Here is a 16040-nt window from a genome sequence, read left to right as displayed (position 1 = left end):
GCCCTCGCCGTGCTGGACGAGTCCTGGACCCCGGACGAGGAGGCCCTGACCCGGGCCGCGGCGCGGCTCGCCGACGCCTGGGAGGACGGTGAACGCCCGGAGCTGAGCCGGTCGGGGGCGCGCTGGACCGCGGCGGGCGCCCGGGCGCAGCTGCGGCTCGGCGAGGACGGCCGGTGGTGGCCGTACCGACGGGAGGGGGACGGCTGGTCCCCGGCGGGTCCGGCGGACCGGGATCCGGCGGCGGCGCTGTCGACGGCGACGGGCGAGGGCGAGCAGGAGGGCGAGCGGGAGGAGTAGCGGAAGGGCGCACGGGGGGCGCGCGCCGCGGCTCGACCCGCGTTTCGGAATGACCGGTAAAAAGCACTGGCTCTGATCAGTTGTTGTCATTTTCGATACGCATTTCCGCCCTCTTATAGGGCCAGTTTGATTGATAGAACCCTTCCTTCCATCGAGGTCACACGCCAATCCCTAACTGACTATGCTCCGCAGATGTGTTGCGCCGCGCTCACAGCGAGTCATGAACGCTGGGAGCGGGCGCCTAGACGGAGCACGGCCACAGGGAGACACGGGCATCGACGTGTGGGCGAAGGAACCCGGAAGCGGTCCCTTTCGAGCACGCGTACGCGATCGATCGCATGTTCACTCTTTCCTGCCGGTACGTCGCGCCACTTCAGTCCTCTCCTATTCCAGACGCTGAGGGAAACCGTTGATGGTTCGCGCAGGTTCAACATCCAGAGCCACGCCCGGTGCGGTGGCTCCGGTGTGGCTCGTCCCGCCGGGGGTCCTGGCCGCACTCTTCGCCATAGGGCTGCTCTTCGCGCCTGCGCAGATACGGACACCGGTGGCCTGGTACGGCTTCGCGGCGGTCTCCCTCACCGTCGGCAGCACCGCGCTGACCGTGCGCCTGTCGCGGGCGGCCGAGGCGGCCCGGCACACCCGCGCGGTGCAGGCCGCGCAGCAGGCCCACGCGGAGCGCGAGACCGCGCTGCTCTCGCGCCTCGCCGACCAGCGGACCACCACCGTGTGGCTGGCCGAGGAACTGCTGCCGGCCGCCGTCGCCCGGCTCCAGAAGGGCGACCCGGCCTCGGAGATCGTGAACTCCGTCCGCTTCGGCGACCACCTCGACGACGGGTTCACCGACGCGCTCAGGGGAGCGCTGCGGACCCTGCTGGAGGCGGTGGAGGCCGAGGAGAACACCCGGGACTCGTCCCAGCGGGCGCTCGTGGCCGTCGCGCGCCGCGTCCAGGCGATCGTGCACCAGCTCGCCAAGGACCTGCGGGAGATGCAGATCGTCCACGGCACGGACCTCGTGCTCGCCCGCGGTCTCCAGGACGTCGACCACCGCAACGCCCTCATCGGCCGCCTCGCGGCCAGCATCGCCGTCCTCGGCGACGCCCGCCCCGGCCGCCAGTGGTCGAAGCCCATCCCGCTCTACGACGTGCTGCGCGGCGCCATGTCGCGCATCGTGGACTACCCGCGGGTGAAACTCCAGTCGGTCACGGAGGCGGCGGTCATCGGCCCCGGCGCCGAACCGCTGATCCACCTGCTCGCCGAACTCCTCGACAACGCCACGTCGTTCTCGCCGCCGCACACCCCCGTGGAGGTGAGCGCCGTCGAGGTGCCCTCGGGCATCGCGATCGAGATCGAGGACCGCGGCGTCGGCCTCACCGAGGAGGTCCGGCACCGCATCAACCGCGTGATGACGGAGTCGGCGTCGGGCATGTTCCTGGCCGGTCTGGGCGAGGTGACGCAGCTCGGCCTGCCGGTGGTCAGCCGGCTGGCCCGCGAGCACGGCTGCGACGTCGACCTGCGTCCCTCCGCCTACGGAGGCGTGCGGGCCGTGATCCTCGTACCCCGGCGCCTGATCACCACGGTGGAGAAGCCCGTCGTGAGAACCCCTGAGCCCGCCCGGAAGCGCGCGGCCGGACCGATCCGTCCGCTGCCGAAGCGCGGCACCCCGTCCGTCCCGCCGCCGGCCCCCGCACCCCTGCCCGTGCCCCCGCCGGCGCCCGCCCCCCTCCTCCCGTCCCTGGACGACGGAGCGGACCCGTTCATCGACGGGAAGACCCTCAACGGTCTGCCGCGCCGCCGCCGCGACACGCCCGTCCCGACGCCGGTCGTCCGCACCGGCCCGGAGCCGGCCCCCGCCCCCCGGTCCTCCGCCCGCGAACCCGGGCTGATGTGGGAGGCGTTCAACGCCGACAAGCACGCGGGCACCGACTCCTCCACTCCGCACAGCCAGCCGTCTGATGAGGTCGAATAACATGCAGCCACTGCCCAACATCGACTGGATGCTCACCGAGCTCGTGGGCGGCGTTCCGCACGTACGGCACGTGGTCGTCCTCTCCTCGGACGGCCTGTGCATCGGCCAGGCCAACACCGCTTCCGACACCGCCGACGCGATCGCCGCCGCCTGTTCCGGCATCCAGAGCCTGGCCCGGGCCATCGCGCAGATGTTCCCGCACGGCAACGGCACCACCCACATGGTCGGGATCGAGGCCGACGGCGGCTACTTCTCCCTGATGGCGGCCGGCCCCGGCGCCTACCTCGCCGTCCTCGCCGACGAGGAGGTGGACGCGGGACTGCTCGGCGCCCGCATGCGCGCGCTCGTGGTCAGGATCGGCCGGCACATGACCAGTCCGCCCCGTGAAGACGTCGTCCGGCAGGCGATGTGACCTCGGACAACCCCCATCCCTGGGACGAGGGAACCCCCGTACCGCTGTACGTCATCACCGGCGGCGAGGGCTCCTCGGCCAAGACCTTCGACCTCGTCACGCTCATCGCGACCAGGTCCGCACCGGAACCCTCGATGCAGCCCGAACAGGCGGCCATCCTCTCCATGTGCGAGTACCCGCTGTCGGTGGCCGAGGTGTCGGCCTACCTCAGCCTCCCGTTCAGCGTCGTCACCGTGCTGCTGTCCCAGCTCGTCGACGACGAACGCGTGGAGGCGATTGCACCCGTGCCCGTCGCGGCCTTCCCCGACCGCGGCCTATTGGAGGCGGTGATCCATGGACTACGGAGACTCTGACACGCTCAGGGCAGGACCGCGCGACACCGACCTGCTGCTGCCGCACGGCGCCAGGGGCGTCAAGGTCGTCGTCGTCGGCGGCTTCGGCGTCGGCAAGACGACGATGGTCGGAGCGGTCAGCGAGATCCCTCCGCTGACCACCGAGGAACAGATGACGCAGGCCGGCGTCGGGATCGACCACAATCCCGGAGCGTCCGGCAAGAGCACCACGACCGTCGCGATGGACTTCGGCCGGATCAGCATCAACGAGGAGCTGATCCTCTACCTGTTCGGGACCCCGGGACAGGAGCGGTTCTGGTTCCTGTGGAACGGGATCTTCGAGGGCGCGCTCGGCGCCGTCGTCCTCGTCGACACCCGCAGGATCGAGGTCTGCTTCGAGGTCATCACGCGACTGGAGGACCGCCGCGTCCCCTTCGTCGTGGCCGTCAACACCTTCCCCGAGGCCCCGCAGTACCCGCTACCAGAATTGCGCACGGCCCTGGCCCTCAGCGAGTCCGTCCCCCTCGTCACCTGTGACGCACGTGACCGGGCGTCCTGCCGGGACGCCCTGCTCTCGCTGATGGTCTACCTGTGCACCATCGCCGCCCAGGAGACCGTATGACCCTCCCCGCCCACGAGCACGCCCCGCACGAGAGCGGGCTCGTCCCGCCCCCCGGCTGCCCCGCCCACGCGGCCACCGGACCCGGCGGAGCGGCCCGGCTCTACGGCCCCGCCGCCGAGACGGACCCCATGGGCCTGTACGAGGAACTGCGGGCCGCCCACGGCCCGGTGGCGCCCGTCCTCCTCGACGGCGACGTCCGCGCCTGGCTGGTCCTCGGCTACAACGAGTGCCGTGACGTGGCCACCCGCTCCACCCAGTTCTCCCGCGACCCGCGGGTCTGGCACGGCTGGAGCACCGGCGAGATCGACCCGGCGACCTCCCCGCTGATGCCGATGATCGGCTGGCGTCCCGACTGCGTCTGCGCGGACGGCGAGGAGCACCAGCGGCTGCGCAGCGCGGTCACCGCCTCGCTCGACCAGTTCGACCACCGGGGGATCCGGCGGCGCATCAACCGGTTCGCCCACGAGCTGATCGACACGTTCTGCGAGGACGGCGAGGCCGAGCTGGTCGACCGGTTCACCGAGCACCTGCCGATGCTCACCCTCATCCATCTGCTCGGCATGTCCGACGAGGCGGCGCCGAAGCTGGTCCAGGCGGCCCGGGACCTCTTCAAGGCCACCGAGACCTCGCTGGCGAGCAACGCGTTCGTGGTGGAGAGCCTGGAACAGCTCGTCCGGGACAAGCGCGACAAGCCGGGGCAGGACATCGCCTCGGCGCTGATGGCCCATCCGGTGGGCCTCACGGACGAGGAGGTGGTGCAGCACCTGCGGCTGATCCTGCTGGCCGGCTACGAGACCACCGCCAACCTGATGTCGAACGTGCTGCGGATGGTGGTGACCGACCCGCGGTTCCGCGGTTCGCTGGCCGGTGGCCAGATGACGCTGCCGGAGGCCGTCGAGCAGGTCCTGTGGGACGAGCCGCCGCTGATGGTCCTGCCGTCCCGGTACGCCAACGGGGACACCACGCTCGGCGGGCAGCGGATCATGGCGGGCGACATGCTGCTGCTCGGCCTGGCCGCGGGCAACATGGACCGGGCGGTCCGCCCGGACCCGGCGGCGCCCGTCCACCACAACCGCGCGCACCTGTCGTTCAGCGCCGGCAGCCACGAGTGCCCCGGTCAGGACGTCGGCCGCATCATCGCCGACACCGGCATCGACATCCTGCTGACGCGGCTGCCCGACATCGTGCTGGCGATCCCGGAGGAGGACCTCAGCTGGCGCTCCTCCACCTGGGCGCGGCACCTGACGGCGCTGCCGGTCACGTTCGCGCCCCGGGCGCCGCGGACGCATCAGTTCGAGGCGCCGCTGCCGTCGGCCCCGCCGCCGCAGCTCGCCGGGATCCCCGCGCCGACCCCGGCTCCGGAGGCGGTACCGGAGGTGGTCCCGGCCGGAGTGCCCGGGCCGCGGTCGTCGTGGTGGGACGGGCTGCTGCGCCTGCTGCGGCTGCGCTAACCGGTTCATGGCTCGGCGTCGAGACCGAGCCCCACGGCGGAGGGGGGTGTCGGCGTGTGCCGGCCGGCCCCCCTTCCGAACCAGTCGTCCGCGGCGGCGGGGGCGGGGGCGGGGAGGCGCTGTTCCGGGAAGGGCTGCTCGGTGGGGACGTACCGGGGGGCGCCGGTGTACCAGGCGTGCAGGCCGGAGAGGAAGCTGCACGCCCCGCCCAGCCAGGTGTCCAGCTCGGCCCGCTCGTCGTGGCTCAGTCCGGCGCGCCGGGCGAGCAGCGGGATGTCCTCCTCGCGGAGCTGTTCGAAGTCGCGCATACGGGAGTTGACGAGGTGCACGGAGGCCGGCACCGCCTCGCGGAGGGGGATGCCGAGGGAGGTGCCCAAAACCACGACGAGGTTGTTCACGTCGTGTTCCTCGTGGACCTCCCGCTCGTAGGAGGCGATGTCGTTCGCCAGGCCCATGACGTCCATGAAGGCGGCGGTCAGGCCGCGGACGGTCCGGCTGTGCCGGATCCGCTCGGGTATTCGGGCCCCGGTGGCGAGTTCGACGGAGTAGGGGGCGGTGTGGGCGGCGAAGCTCTCGCGCCGGAAGGGCGCGTAGTCGATGAGGTGGGGGACGCGGCCGGTGCGGCTGTTGGCCAGCTCCTCCACCCCCGCGTCGATGTAGCGGGCCAGCGCCCGGCAGAACTCCTGGCGCCAGTGGTTCAGCCGGGGCGGGAAGAGGTGCCGCTGGAGATCGGCGATGCCCCGCTCGACGGCGTTGACGGGCTCGGGCAGCCGGGCGCCCTCCTCCGGGCGCAGGAAGGCGTGGAGCCGGGCGGTGAAGTCGTGGGCGCCCTGGAGGTCGCTGGTCCGCTTGAAGGCGTGGGCGAAGTAGTCGTCCCAGGCGAGCGCCCAGATGTTGAAGCGGTGGTTGAGTCGGAGGGCGGCGGGGTCGGCGTCGGGCAGCGTCCAGGCGGTGAGGAGGTCCACGGTCATCGCCCGGAACTGGGTGTGGGTCCAGATCGGCCGGCGGTCGGACCGTCCGTCGCCGGCGTCGAGCATGCCCATCTCGCGGGCCCACGTCTCGCTCTCGGCCCGGAGGCCCGGCAGATGCGGATTGACCTTGAGTGGGTGAGGCATCCACAACTCGGGGATTTCGACGGCATGCAGGGGCATGGTCGCTCCACCTCCTTCAGTCCTCGGAATCCGTTCGTATGTTGCCGCTGTCACTGACGGCCGACAATTCCCGCCACGCGACGCTGCAAACCTGCCCGCCCGAACCGGCCCACAACCCCCGGATTCAACGACTCCGGAATCCGGTAACCCTGGCGTCTTGCTGGGCAGTTGTGTTCTCCTGAAGCGACGGAGCCGCCCGTGGAGGCCCGTTGGGGGACCTCCTGTGGGCGGGACGACCATGGCCTGTTCCGGCTGACGACGGCGGCCACCGCCCGGCATATGCGGGCCGGGGCGAGCCGACCCCCTCCATGATCCGGATCGTGCCGACCGGGTCAGCGTACGCCGCGCGGGCGGAACTGGACGCTGATCCGGGGACCGACCGCGCGGCTCGTCTTGGGCACGGCGTGGTCCCAGGTCCGCTGGCACGACCCGCCCATCACGACCAGGTCGCCGTGGCCGAGCGGGAGGCGGAGGGCGACCGGGCCGCCGCCGCGGGGGCGGAGCACGAGATCGCGGGGGTCGCCCAGGGACAGGATGGCGACCAGGGTGTCGCGGGTCGAGGAGCGTCCGGTGCGGTCGCCGTGCCAGGCGACGCTGTCGCGCCCGTCGCGGTAGAGGCAGAGCCCCGCGGTGACGAACTCCTCCCCCAGCTCGTCCGCGTAGTGCGCGCCCAGGGCCGCGCGGGCCTCGGTGAGCGCGGGGTGCGGCAGGGGCTCGCCCTCGCGGTAGTGCGCGAGGAGGCGGGGGACGGCGACGACGTCGTCGTACATCCGGCGCTCCTCGGCGCGCCACGGCACCCGTCCGACCAGCTCGCCGAAGAGGCCGTCGGCCCCCTGGAACCAGCCGGGCAGGTGGTCCACCCAGGCCCCGCCGGCCAGCGGGGTCCGCCGCAGCCCGTCCAGGGGCCCCGGCCGGGGTTCGTCACCCTGGTCGAAGAGGGATCCCTGGAGGCCGGGGAGGTCCGGTGGTGCGACGGTCATGGTCCCAGCATACCCACACAACCGAACAGGTGCTCGAATATGGGGGTGGCGGCTCGGTCATCCGGAGGTCCTGGAGAGTTCGCCGAGGAGCTTCCAGGTGCGGCCGCGGGCGTCCTCGCCCGCGAGGTCGGTGGCCGTGAAGACCACCTCGGTGGCACCGGCCTCGTAGTAGCGGCGGACCTCGGCGGCGACGGTCTCCTCGTCGCCCAGCACGGCCAGGTCGGCGGCGCGGTCGGCGCCGGACAGGTCGAGGACGCGGCGGTAGGAGGGGATCCGTTCGTACAGCGAGAGGGCTTCGGCCGCCCGGTGCCTCAGGCCGTCGGGGTCGGCCGTGACCACGCCGGGCACGAGCGCGACGACCCGGGGAGCGGGGCGGCCCGCCGCCCGCGCCGCGGCGGTCACGGCGGGGACGATGTGCTCGGCGAGGGCGCGCGGGCCGGCGAGGAAGGGCAGGATGCCGTCGGCCCGGACCCCCCTGACGCGCAGGGCCTGCGGGCCCATCGCCGCGACCAGGACCGGCACCGGCGGCCGGGCACCGGGGACGGCCGCCGGGTACGGGGTCGTCGCGGTCAGCAGCTCGCCGTGGAAGTCGGCCTCGCCGGTGTCGAGCAGCGGCCGCAGGGCGGTGAGGAACTCCCTGAGCAGGCCGATGGGCCGCTCGTACGGGAGGCCGAAGGCCGTCTCGGTGAGGTGGCGGGTGCCGAGGGCGAGCCCGAGGTGGTAGCGGCCGCCGGTGGCGGCCTGCGCCGTCTGGGCCTGGCTGGAGACGAGCAGCGGGTGGCGGCCGAAGACCGGGAGGGCGGCCGTCCCCACGTGCAGTCCGGGCACCTCGCGGCCGACGATCGCGGCCAGCATGGGCGAGTCGTACGCGAAGGACTGGCCGAACCACGCGGAGTGCAGTCCGGCGTCCCGGGCCTCGCGCGCGAGCCGCACGGTCTCGTCGAGGGGGAGCTGCCGGTTGGTCGAACTGAGCGTTACGCCAAGGGTCATGCTGGCGGCAACAGGCCACGCTCGTAGGGGAATTCCCTCCGGATGTGAACAGTGTGCGGCGACTCGCGCCCGGCCCGGCCTCCGGCACGCGCGCGTGCCGCGATGATGGGGCCATGATGACCCTCGCAGAAGTGGACGCCCTGGCCGACCGCGCGCACGCCGGTCAGGTCGACAAGATCGGCGTCCCGTACGTGGAACACGTCCGCGCCGTCGCGGCGGGGCTCGCGCCGTTCGGGCCCGAGCTGGCCATGGCGGGGCTCCTCCACGACGTCGTCGAGGACACGGCCTGGACGGCCGAGGGGCTGCGGGCCGCCGGGGTCCCCGACCGGGTCGTCCGGATCGTCGAGGCCGTCACCAACGAGCCGGACGGCTCGCCCACGGCGTACGAGGAGAAGATCCGGCGGGTGGCCCGGGACCCCGACGCCGCCCTGGTGAAGATCGCCGACAACGCGCACAACAGCCGCGCCGACCGGGCGGCCGCGCTGCCGCCGGAGCAGCGGGAGCGGCTGGCCGCCAAGTACCGGTCGGCGCGGCGGGTGTTGTGGACGGCGGCCGATCCCGCGCAGGTGGCGACGATCCTCCGGATCGTCAACCCGGACCTGCTGCCGGAACTGCCCGGGGCCTGACCGCGCGCCGGGCAGCGGACCGACGACGTCCTCGGCGCGGGCGGCGCCCACGGGGCGCCCCGTGCGCCGCCATGCCCCCCTGCGCGGTCAGGTGCCCCTCGCCTGGTCGCGCACCGCGCGCGGCGAGAGGCCGAACGCGGCGCGGAAGACCTTGCTGAAGTGGCTGGCGTCGCCGAGGCCCCAGCGGGCCGCCAGGGCGTACGCGGGGAGATGGGCCAGGGCCGGGTCGACGAGGTCGCGGCGGATCCGCTCCAGCCGCCGCTGCCGCACGTGGTCGCCGACGGTCACGCCGGTCTCCCGGAAGAGGGCGTGCAGGTGCCGGACCGAGATGTGGTGGGCGGCCGCGACCGCGCCCGGTGACAGGTCGCCTGCGAGGTGGTCGTCGATGTGGGCCAGGATCCGTTCGAGGGGCCCGCCCGCCCTGTCCCGGCTCGCCGTCTCGCGCAGCACCGTCCGCAGGATCGCGCCGACGTGCTCCCCCATCTCCCGTCCGGCCAGCGGCCCGAAGCCCCGGTCGCGGACGGCGAGTTCGCCGACGACGGCGGAGAGGACCCGGCCGCTGGGCGAGCGGGGCAGGTCCGGGTTGGCGGTGAGCCCGCGCGGGCCGGCGGCGTCGGCGGCGCTCACCAGGCCCGCCGTGCCCGGGTCGAGGGAGAGCACGAAGTAGCGGTGGGCGGCGCCGAGTTCCAGCCGGAACGGGCGCGCCCCGGTGTAGAGGACGAACTCCCCCGGCGCCAGGTCCGCCCGCCGCCCGTCCTGTTCGAGCGCGCCGCGCCCCGAGACCAGGAAGCCGAGCAGGTGGCCGGGGCGGGGCGCGGCCGGCGAGGGCTTCGGCATGACCCGGACGTCCTGCTCGCCGCTGATGTGGCAGCCGCTGAGGGCGCCGAAGCGGCAGGGCCGCAGCTCCGCCGCGTACCCCTGCCGGGCGGGGGCGCCGGCCTCCCCGGACCGGACGAACACCGTGTCGTAGGCGCCGGCGCGGCCCTCCGAGGCGGTGTCGAGATACCCGAAGACGAGGGTCCCGTCGTCCCGTCGTTCCAGCGGCATGCCGCCTCCCCCTCCGCACCGTGCCGGTTCCGCGCGCCGCGGACACAGAACTGTGCGCTGCCGGACCAGTGCCCGCCGCGGAATTGCCAGATGCTCGCACTGTTCCCGCCGACCCCGTAAGCACAGAGGCGATAACAGGTGGATGTACTTCTGGCAATTCTCGGCCAGTTCGGCCTCTACGGCCTGCTCACCGTCGGCATCGCGGTGATCTTCGCGGCCACCCGGGTCGTCAATCTGGCCCAGGGCGACCTGGCGATGTGCGGCGCCTACGCGGCCGCGACCCTGACCGTCGCCCCCTTCGGGCTGCGCACCCTGCTCGCCCTCGTGGCCGGGGTCCCGGTGCTGCTCCTGGTGGAGCGGCTGCTGCTGCGGGGTGCCGTCCTCGACGGGCTCGCGGCCATGCTGGTCACCTGGGGCCTGGGCATGGCGCTGCGGCAGGGCGCGGAGCTGGTCTTCACGGGGACCGCCCGGACGGTGCCGGTGCCGGTCGAGGGCTCGGTCGACGTCCTCGGCTCCCCCTACCCCTCGTACCGGCTGGTGTGCGCGCTGACCGCGTCCGCGGTGGTGGTGCTGGTGCTCGTCGCGGCCCGCCGGACCGGGTGGGGCCTGACGCTGCGGGCCGTGGCCGACAACCCGGACATGGCGGCGGTGCTCGGCCGCGATCCGCGCCGGCTGCGCACGGTGGCCTTCGTCGTCGGCGGTCTGCTCGCGGTGCTGGCCGGCGCCCTCTACAGCCCGGTGCTCGCGGTCAGTCCCGGCATGGGCTTCACCCTCCTCGTCCCCGTCTTCTTCGGCCTGCTGCTGAGCCGCCCCGGGGCGCTCGGCACCGCCGCCGGCGCGGCCCTGTTCGTCTCCGCGCTGTCGGTGCTGCTGCGCACCTGGCTCTCCGACACCGTCGCCGAAGCCCTCTTCTACGCCGTCGTCGTCGCGATCGCCGCCCTGCGCTCGCGTCCCTGGATCGGAAGGTTCTCCGCATGGTTCCGTCGTCCCTCCCCCTCGGCCGCGGGCGCGGCCTGATGCGCGCGCCCCGGGCGGCGGCGCTCGCCCTGACCAGCGCCCTCGTCCTCGCCCCCGCGCTCACCGGCTGCCAGGGGGCCGCCGTCTCCGGCGACGGGCCGGCCGCGGACGGCCCGGTGCGGATCGGTGTGGTCGTGCCGCTCACCGGCCCGGTCTCGCAGGTCGGCACCGCGCTCCGCAACGGGCTCGAACTGGCCGTCAAGAAGGTCAACGCCGAGGGCGGCGTCGGCGGCCGGCCCGTCGAGTACGTGGTCATCGACGACGCCGGGGACCCGGCCAACTCGACCCAGCTCGCCCGCCGGCTGATCCGGCAGGAGAAGGTCACCCTGCTCTTCGGCACCATCACCGGGGACACGGCGGAGGCGGTCGGGAAGGTCGCCGACGAGGCGAAGGTGCCGTTCGGCACGGCGATCCTCGGCGACACCGAGCGCTGCTTCCCGTACCAGTGGGGCTTCGGCGAGTCGACCCGGCAGATGCTCACCCCCGCCGTGCCCGCGCTGATCGCCCGGTACGGCGGCAAGGTGGCGATCGTCGGCTCCGACTACAACTACCCGCGCTTCTACGCGGAGATCGCCGCACAGCTGGTGAAGGACGCCGGCGGCACGGTCGTCGCCCAGGAGTTCAGCCCGCTCGGCCAGACCGACTGGCAGCCCGTCGTCAAGCGCCTGTCGGCCGCGAAGCCGGACCTGGTGCTGTCGATGGTGGTCGGCGCGGACGCGGTCACCTTCAGCAAGCAGGCCCAGCAGTTCGGCCTGCTCACCCCGCGCCTCGGCTACGAGGGCGCGCCGCTGGACGCCGACTTCTATCCGGCGCTCGCGCCGCTGGTCGAGGGCCGCACCCACACCGTGCGATGGAGCGACGGCGTCGAGGACCCCGAGAGCCGCGCCTTCGCCGACGCCTACCGGTCCGCGTACGACTGGAAGGCGCCGATCCCCGAGGTCGCCGGCAACGCCTACTTCGGCGTGCGCTTCCTGCTCGGGGCGACGGCGAAGGCGGGGACGACCGACCCGGAGGCCGTCAACAGGGCCATCGGCGAGTTCCGCCACGACAGCCCGCTGGGCAAGGGGACCCGCTTCGACCCGTCGAACCACGTCCTCCAGGCCGACATGCGGACCGTCACCATCGGCGCCGGGGGCGCGTACAAGGTGACGAAGACGCACCCGATGGTCACCGACGGGACCCCGAAGAAGGGCTGCTCGTGACCGCCTCCACCGTGCCCCTCGCGGTGCCGCCCGCCGACACCGGCGCCCGCGTCCGGCGCCTGCTGCGGGTGGCGCTGCCCGCCCTGACCGGGGCGGCGCTCCTCGCCGCCCCGTTCGGTCTCGACGCCTTCGCGCTCGCCACCCTCACCCTGGGCCTGTGCCACGGCCTGTTCGCCTACGGTCTCGACCTGAGCTGGGGCCGGGCCGGACTCCTCAGCGTCGGTCACGCCGCCTTCTTCGGCCTCGGCGCCTACGCGGTGGCCCTGGCCGGGGAGCACGGTCTGTCCCGGGCGCTGACGGTCCCGGCCGCGGTGCTCGCGGCGGTCCTGATCGCGGTGCCGGTGGTACGGATCGGGCTGGCCGCCCCGGTGCCCGACGCGCCGCTGATCCTGCTCACCATCGGCGTGGGGCTGCTGCTCCAGCGGGCCGCCACCACCCTCACCCCGGTGACCGGCGGCACCAACGGCCTGTCGGTCTCCGCCCCGGACGTGGTGACCTCGTACTACGTGACGCTCGGCGCCGTCGCGGCCGTCGTCGCCGGCTGTGCGTTCCTGCTGGTCCGCGGGCGGTTCGGGGCGCGGCTGCTGGCCGCCTCCCGCAACCCCGAGCGGGCCGCGCAGAGCGGGATCGACGGGCCGCGGGTGCGCTCCCTCGCCTTCGCGGTGAGCGCCGCCGTCGCCGCGCTGGCGGGCGCGCTGTACGCCCCCGTGGCCGGGCTGGTCTCGCCGCAGGTCTTCGGGCTCGGGCTGTCCACGTCGGTCCTCGTGTGGCTGGCGCTCGGCGGGCGCGAGTCCACCGTGGGGCCGTTCGCCGGCGCGCTCGCCGTGACGGCCGGCCAGCAGTTCCTCGGCGCCACCTGGCAGGGCTGGTACGTGCTGGCGCTCGCCGGCCTGTTCCTGCTGGTCGTCCGGGTCGCGCCGGGCGGCCTCACCGCGTTCCCCCGGCGGCTGCTCGCGGGCCCCGGACCGGACGCGCGGCTGCCCGCCGCGGCCCGGCGCGCCGGGCGACGCGGGTCCGCGCCGGCCGCGGCCGATGCCGACACGGAGCCGCTGGTCCTCGGCGGCGTCCGGAAGGCGTTCGGGCCGGTGGAGGTGCTGACCGGGGTGGACCTCACCGTCGGGCCCGGGCGGTGCGTCTGCCTCATCGGGCCCAACGGCGCCGGGAAGAGCACGCTGCTCGGCGTGGTGGCCGGCCAGCTCGCCCCCGACGCCGGCACCCTGCGGATCTTCGGCACCGACGCGGCCCGGCTCCCCGTCCACCGGCGGGTGCGGCTCGGCCTCGGCCGGATGTTCCAGATCCCCAGCGTCGTCGCCGACCTCTCCCCCGCCGACAACCTGGACCTCGCGCGGATGGACGCACCGGCCACCGCCGAACTGCCCGCCGAGTTCCGGGACCTGGCCGCCGACCGGCTGCGGACCGCCGGGACCCTGCCGCTCGCCGACCGGCGCCGCCTGGAGCTGGCCATGGTGCTGGCCGCCTCGCCCCGGCTCCTGCTGCTCGACGAGCCCGCCGCCGGGCTCGGTCCCGACGACGCCCGCCGGCTCGTCCGCGAGCTGCGCGAGGTCAACCGGCGCACCGGCTGCGCGATGCTCGTCGTCGAGCACGACATGGAGATCGTGCGGGAGCTCGCCGACGAGGTCGTGGTGCTGGCCGGCGGCGGGGTGCTCGCCCGCGGCCCGCTCGACGCCGTCGCCGCCGACCCGGCCGTCCGCGCCGCCTACCTGGGGGCCGCCCGATGAGCCTCGAACTGACCGGACTCGCCGGCGGATACGGGCAGGCCGCCGTCGTCCGCCCGACCGACCTCACGGTGCGGGCGGGCGAGGTCACCGCCCTCGTCGGCCGCAACGGCGCCGGCAAGACCACGCTGCTCCGCACGGTCTTCGGCCTCGCCGACCGGCACGCGGGCGAAGTCGTCCTCGACGGACGGAGCATGCCCCCGGGCCGCCCGGACCTGCTCGCCCGGGCCGGCGGCACGCTGATGCCGGAGGACCGGGGCGTCTTCCCGTCGCTGACCGTCGCCGAGAACCTGCGGCTCGCCCGGCGCCGCGACTTCGCCCCCGCGGTGGACCCGTACGCGGTCTTCCCGCTGCTCACCGACCGGGCCGGGCAGCTCGCCGGCAGCCTCTCCGGCGGCCAGAAGCAGCAACTGGGCATCGCCCGCGCGATGCTGGCCGGCAGCAGCCTGATCGCGATCGACGAGCTCACCCAGGGCCTCCAGCCCTCCGTGGTCGCGGACGTCCTCGAAGCGCTCTCCACGATCGCCGCGTCCGGCGTCGCCGTCCTCCTCGTCGACCAGCACGCCGGCGCCCTCCTCGACCGCAGTCACCACGCGGTCGCCGTGGAGGCCGGCCGCGTCGTCCTCGACGCCCCCGCAGAAGCCGGTCTGCGCACCCGCCTCGACGCGATCCTCGCCGTCCGCTGAGCCGCCCCCTCCCCTCTCTGGAGTCATCGCATGGATCCCTATTCCTCGGCCACCGCCCTCGCCGCGGCCGTCCGCCGACGGGAGCTGAGCCCCGTCGAGATCGTGGAGACCTATCTCGACCGGATCGCCCGTCACGACCCCGAACTGGCCGCCTTCACCTGGCTCGACGCGGACGCGGTGCGGGCCGACGCGCGACGGGCCGAGGCGGCGGTCACGGCCGCGGCGCGGGAGGACCTGGACGTGCTGCCGCCGTTCCACGGGGTGCCGGTCCCGGTGAAGGAGCTGACCCAGGTGGCGGGGCAGCCCGCGACGTACGGCTCGTACGGCGTCGACGACCGGCCCCGCACCGTCACCGAGCCCGTGGTGCGCCGGCTCCTCGACGCCGGGTTCCTGCTGATGGGCCGGACGAACTCGCCCGACATGGGGCTGCTGTCGACCACCGACAACAGCCGCTTCGGCTCCACCCGCAACCCCTGGGACCCGGCGCGGTCGGCCGGCGGTTCCAGCGGCGGTGCGGCGGCGGCCGTCGCGGCCGGTCTCGCGCCGGTCGCGCACGCCAACGACGGCGGCGGCTCGATCCGGATGCCGTCGTCCGCCTGCGGGGTCGTCGGGCTGAAGCCGGGCCGGGGGCGGGTGCCGCAGCAGATCCCGGGCTGGGAGCACGCCACCGTCGAGGGCGCCGTCACCCGGACCGTCCGGGACGCCGCCGCGCTCCTCGACGTCATGTCCGTGCCGGACCGGCTCGCGATGTACCAGGCGCCGGCGCCGGAACGGCCGTACGCCGACGAGCCGGGCCGGGACGCCGGCCGGCTGCGGATCGGGCTGCTCACCGAGGCGCCCACCGGGCTGCCGGTGGCGCCCGAGTGCGTGGCGGCGGCCGAGCACACCGGCCGGCTGCTCGCCGCGCTCGGGCATGACGTGTTCCCCGCCGCGCCGTCGTTCTTCAGCGAGCGGGCGATCGTCGGCTACACGCAGACCGTCCTGGACGCGGCGCTGTGGGCGGCGCCGTACGACCGGCCGGAGCTGGCCGAGCCGCACCTGAGGTTCCGGATGGAGCGGGCCACGGGGAAGCACTCGGGCGAGTACACCCGGGCGGCGGCGCTGCTCGCCGAGGAGTCGCGGGCGGTCCGCGCCCAGTGGGGGCGCGACTTCGACCTGCTGCTCACCCCGACCATGGCCTGCCCGCCGCCGCCGGTGGACGCCCTGCTCAAGGAGGCGAACGACGATCCGGGCGGCCCGCGCGCCACCGAGACCCGGATGATCTCGTTCACCGCCGTCTGCAACATCACCGGTCTGCCCGCGATCAGCCTGCCCACCTTCACCTCGGCCGACGGGCTGCCGATCGGCAGCCAGCTCGTCGCCGGGCCGTGGGACGAGGCCGCCCTGCTCCGCGTCGCCGCGGAGCTGGAGCTCGTCGACGGCTGGCCCTCCCGCCGCCCCGCGCGGTTCCCCGGCTGACCCGGCCGGGGCGGCGCGGCCGGCCCAACGCCGCGGGCCCCGCGGGGGCGGCCGCCCGGCCGGGCAC

The 16040-nt window shown here is 74.4% G+C and carries 15 protein-coding genes and 1 pseudogene; 12 read left to right on the top strand and 4 right to left on the bottom strand.

The window, feature by feature from the left end; genetic code table 11:
* The 6 genes and pseudogenes from ACFW1I_RS34480 to ACFW1I_RS34455 form a co-directional block, all read left to right on the top strand.
* Positions 1–297, top strand: a pseudogene (locus ACFW1I_RS34480) (SWF or SNF family helicase); the annotation flags it as partial.
* 454 nt (positions 298–751) lie between these two features.
* Entirely contained in the window at positions 752–2263 is a 1512-nt protein-coding gene (locus ACFW1I_RS34475; RefSeq protein WP_384677396.1) for a sensor histidine kinase, read from the top strand.
* A 1-nt stretch (position 2264) separates the two neighbouring features.
* Positions 2265–2675: a roadblock/LC7 domain-containing protein gene (locus ACFW1I_RS34470; protein WP_031012348.1), complete on the top strand. Its 411-nt coding sequence runs from the start codon at positions 2265–2267 to the stop codon at positions 2673–2675.
* Positions 2672–3028, top strand: coding sequence for a DUF742 domain-containing protein (locus ACFW1I_RS34465; RefSeq protein ID WP_031012350.1), 357 nt, complete (start codon positions 2672–2674; stop codon positions 3026–3028). The genes ACFW1I_RS34470 and ACFW1I_RS34465 overlap by 4 nt, the downstream gene beginning before the upstream one ends.
* Positions 3009–3629 (top strand): ATP/GTP-binding protein, encoded by a 621-nt coding sequence (locus ACFW1I_RS34460; protein WP_384677394.1) that lies wholly within the window; start codon positions 3009–3011, stop codon positions 3627–3629. Before ACFW1I_RS34465 ends, ACFW1I_RS34460 begins: the two co-directional genes overlap by 20 nt.
* Positions 3626–5080: a cytochrome P450 gene (locus ACFW1I_RS34455; RefSeq protein ID WP_384677393.1), complete on the top strand. Its 1455-nt coding sequence runs from the start codon at positions 3626–3628 to the stop codon at positions 5078–5080. Before ACFW1I_RS34460 ends, ACFW1I_RS34455 begins: the two co-directional genes overlap by 4 nt.
* Before the next feature lie 5 nt (positions 5081–5085).
* Here the strand turns inward: ACFW1I_RS34455 and ACFW1I_RS34450 are convergent, their stop codons facing one another.
* From ACFW1I_RS34450 to ACFW1I_RS34440, 3 genes are all read right to left on the bottom strand, one after another.
* Positions 5086–6231, bottom strand: a complete 1146-nt coding sequence (locus tag ACFW1I_RS34450; RefSeq protein ID WP_384677391.1) for a hypothetical protein — start codon at positions 6229–6231, stop codon at positions 5086–5088.
* A 332-nt stretch (positions 6232–6563) separates the two neighbouring features.
* Entirely contained in the window at positions 6564–7211 is a 648-nt protein-coding gene (locus ACFW1I_RS34445) for an alpha-ketoglutarate-dependent dioxygenase AlkB (RefSeq protein WP_384677389.1), read from the bottom strand.
* 57 nt (positions 7212–7268) lie between these two features.
* On the bottom strand, positions 7269–8201 hold the full coding sequence (locus tag ACFW1I_RS34440) for a TIGR03564 family F420-dependent LLM class oxidoreductase (RefSeq protein ID WP_384677387.1): 933 nt from the start codon (positions 8199–8201) through the stop codon (positions 7269–7271).
* Between the two features lie 113 nt (positions 8202–8314).
* On the opposite strand from ACFW1I_RS34440, the gene ACFW1I_RS34435 reads away from it, so the two are divergent.
* The gene (locus ACFW1I_RS34435) at positions 8315–8827 is read left to right on the top strand and encodes an HD domain-containing protein (protein WP_384677385.1); all 513 of its coding nucleotides are present in this window, start codon (positions 8315–8317) and stop codon (positions 8825–8827) included.
* A gap of 87 nt (positions 8828–8914) precedes the next feature.
* Here the strand turns inward: ACFW1I_RS34435 and ACFW1I_RS34430 are convergent, their stop codons facing one another.
* Positions 8915–9874 carry a helix-turn-helix domain-containing protein gene (locus ACFW1I_RS34430; protein WP_384677383.1) on the bottom strand — a complete coding sequence of 320 codons (960 nt, stop codon included), beginning with the start codon at positions 9872–9874 and terminating at the stop codon, positions 8915–8917.
* A 138-nt stretch (positions 9875–10012) separates the two neighbouring features.
* On the opposite strand from ACFW1I_RS34430, the gene ACFW1I_RS34425 reads away from it, so the two are divergent.
* From ACFW1I_RS34425 to ACFW1I_RS34405, 5 genes are read left to right on the top strand one after another with little or no spacing between them, the layout of a single operon-like run.
* Positions 10013–10891 carry a branched-chain amino acid ABC transporter permease gene (locus ACFW1I_RS34425; protein WP_384677381.1) on the top strand — a complete coding sequence of 293 codons (879 nt, stop codon included), beginning with the start codon at positions 10013–10015 and terminating at the stop codon, positions 10889–10891.
* Entirely contained in the window at positions 10849–12093 is a 1245-nt protein-coding gene (locus ACFW1I_RS34420; protein WP_384677379.1) for an ABC transporter substrate-binding protein, read from the top strand. The genes ACFW1I_RS34425 and ACFW1I_RS34420 overlap by 43 nt, the downstream gene beginning before the upstream one ends.
* Positions 12090–13832 carry an ATP-binding cassette domain-containing protein gene (locus ACFW1I_RS34415; RefSeq protein WP_384677377.1) on the top strand — a complete coding sequence of 581 codons (1743 nt, stop codon included), beginning with the start codon at positions 12090–12092 and terminating at the stop codon, positions 13830–13832. Before ACFW1I_RS34420 ends, ACFW1I_RS34415 begins: the two co-directional genes overlap by 4 nt.
* Complete coding sequence (locus ACFW1I_RS34410) at positions 13829–14515, top strand: ATP-binding cassette domain-containing protein (RefSeq protein ID WP_384677375.1); 687 nt, start codon at positions 13829–13831, stop codon at positions 14513–14515. Before ACFW1I_RS34415 ends, ACFW1I_RS34410 begins: the two co-directional genes overlap by 4 nt.
* A gap of 30 nt (positions 14516–14545) precedes the next feature.
* A complete protein-coding gene (locus ACFW1I_RS34405; RefSeq protein ID WP_384677373.1) occupies positions 14546–15973 on the top strand; it encodes an amidase in 1428 nt (475 codons plus the stop codon).
* The last annotated feature ends 67 nt before the right edge of the window (positions 15974–16040 follow it).

This window comes from Streptomyces sp. NPDC058955 (assembly GCF_042741435.1).
Classification (GTDB): Bacteria; Actinomycetota; Actinomycetes; order Streptomycetales; family Streptomycetaceae; genus Streptomyces.
Note: the sequence above shows the minus strand (reverse complement) of the source record. Positions and strands in the feature narration are given on the sequence as shown.

Coding starts and splice junctions, on each gene's coding strand:
- ACFW1I_RS34435 (WP_384677385.1), top strand. CDS start 8,315: ATGATGACCCTCGCAGAAGTGGACGCCCTGGCCGACCGCGCGCACGCC.
- ACFW1I_RS34430 (WP_384677383.1), bottom strand. CDS start 9,874: ATGCCGCTGGAACGACGGGACGACGGGACCCTCGTCTTCGGGTATCTC.
- ACFW1I_RS34455 (WP_384677393.1), top strand. CDS start 3,626: ATGACCCTCCCCGCCCACGAGCACGCCCCGCACGAGAGCGGGCTCGTC.
- ACFW1I_RS34445 (WP_384677389.1), bottom strand. CDS start 7,211: ATGACCGTCGCACCACCGGACCTCCCCGGCCTCCAGGGATCCCTCTTC.
- ACFW1I_RS34460 (WP_384677394.1), top strand. CDS start 3,009: ATGGACTACGGAGACTCTGACACGCTCAGGGCAGGACCGCGCGACACC.
- ACFW1I_RS34410 (WP_384677375.1), top strand. CDS start 13,829: ATGAGCCTCGAACTGACCGGACTCGCCGGCGGATACGGGCAGGCCGCC.
- ACFW1I_RS34420 (WP_384677379.1), top strand. CDS start 10,849: ATGGTTCCGTCGTCCCTCCCCCTCGGCCGCGGGCGCGGCCTGATGCGC.
- ACFW1I_RS34405 (WP_384677373.1), top strand. CDS start 14,546: ATGGATCCCTATTCCTCGGCCACCGCCCTCGCCGCGGCCGTCCGCCGA.
- ACFW1I_RS34450 (WP_384677391.1), bottom strand. CDS start 6,231: ATGCCCCTGCATGCCGTCGAAATCCCCGAGTTGTGGATGCCTCACCCA.
- ACFW1I_RS34440 (WP_384677387.1), bottom strand. CDS start 8,201: ATGACCCTTGGCGTAACGCTCAGTTCGACCAACCGGCAGCTCCCCCTC.
- ACFW1I_RS34470 (WP_031012348.1), top strand. CDS start 2,265: ATGCAGCCACTGCCCAACATCGACTGGATGCTCACCGAGCTCGTGGGC.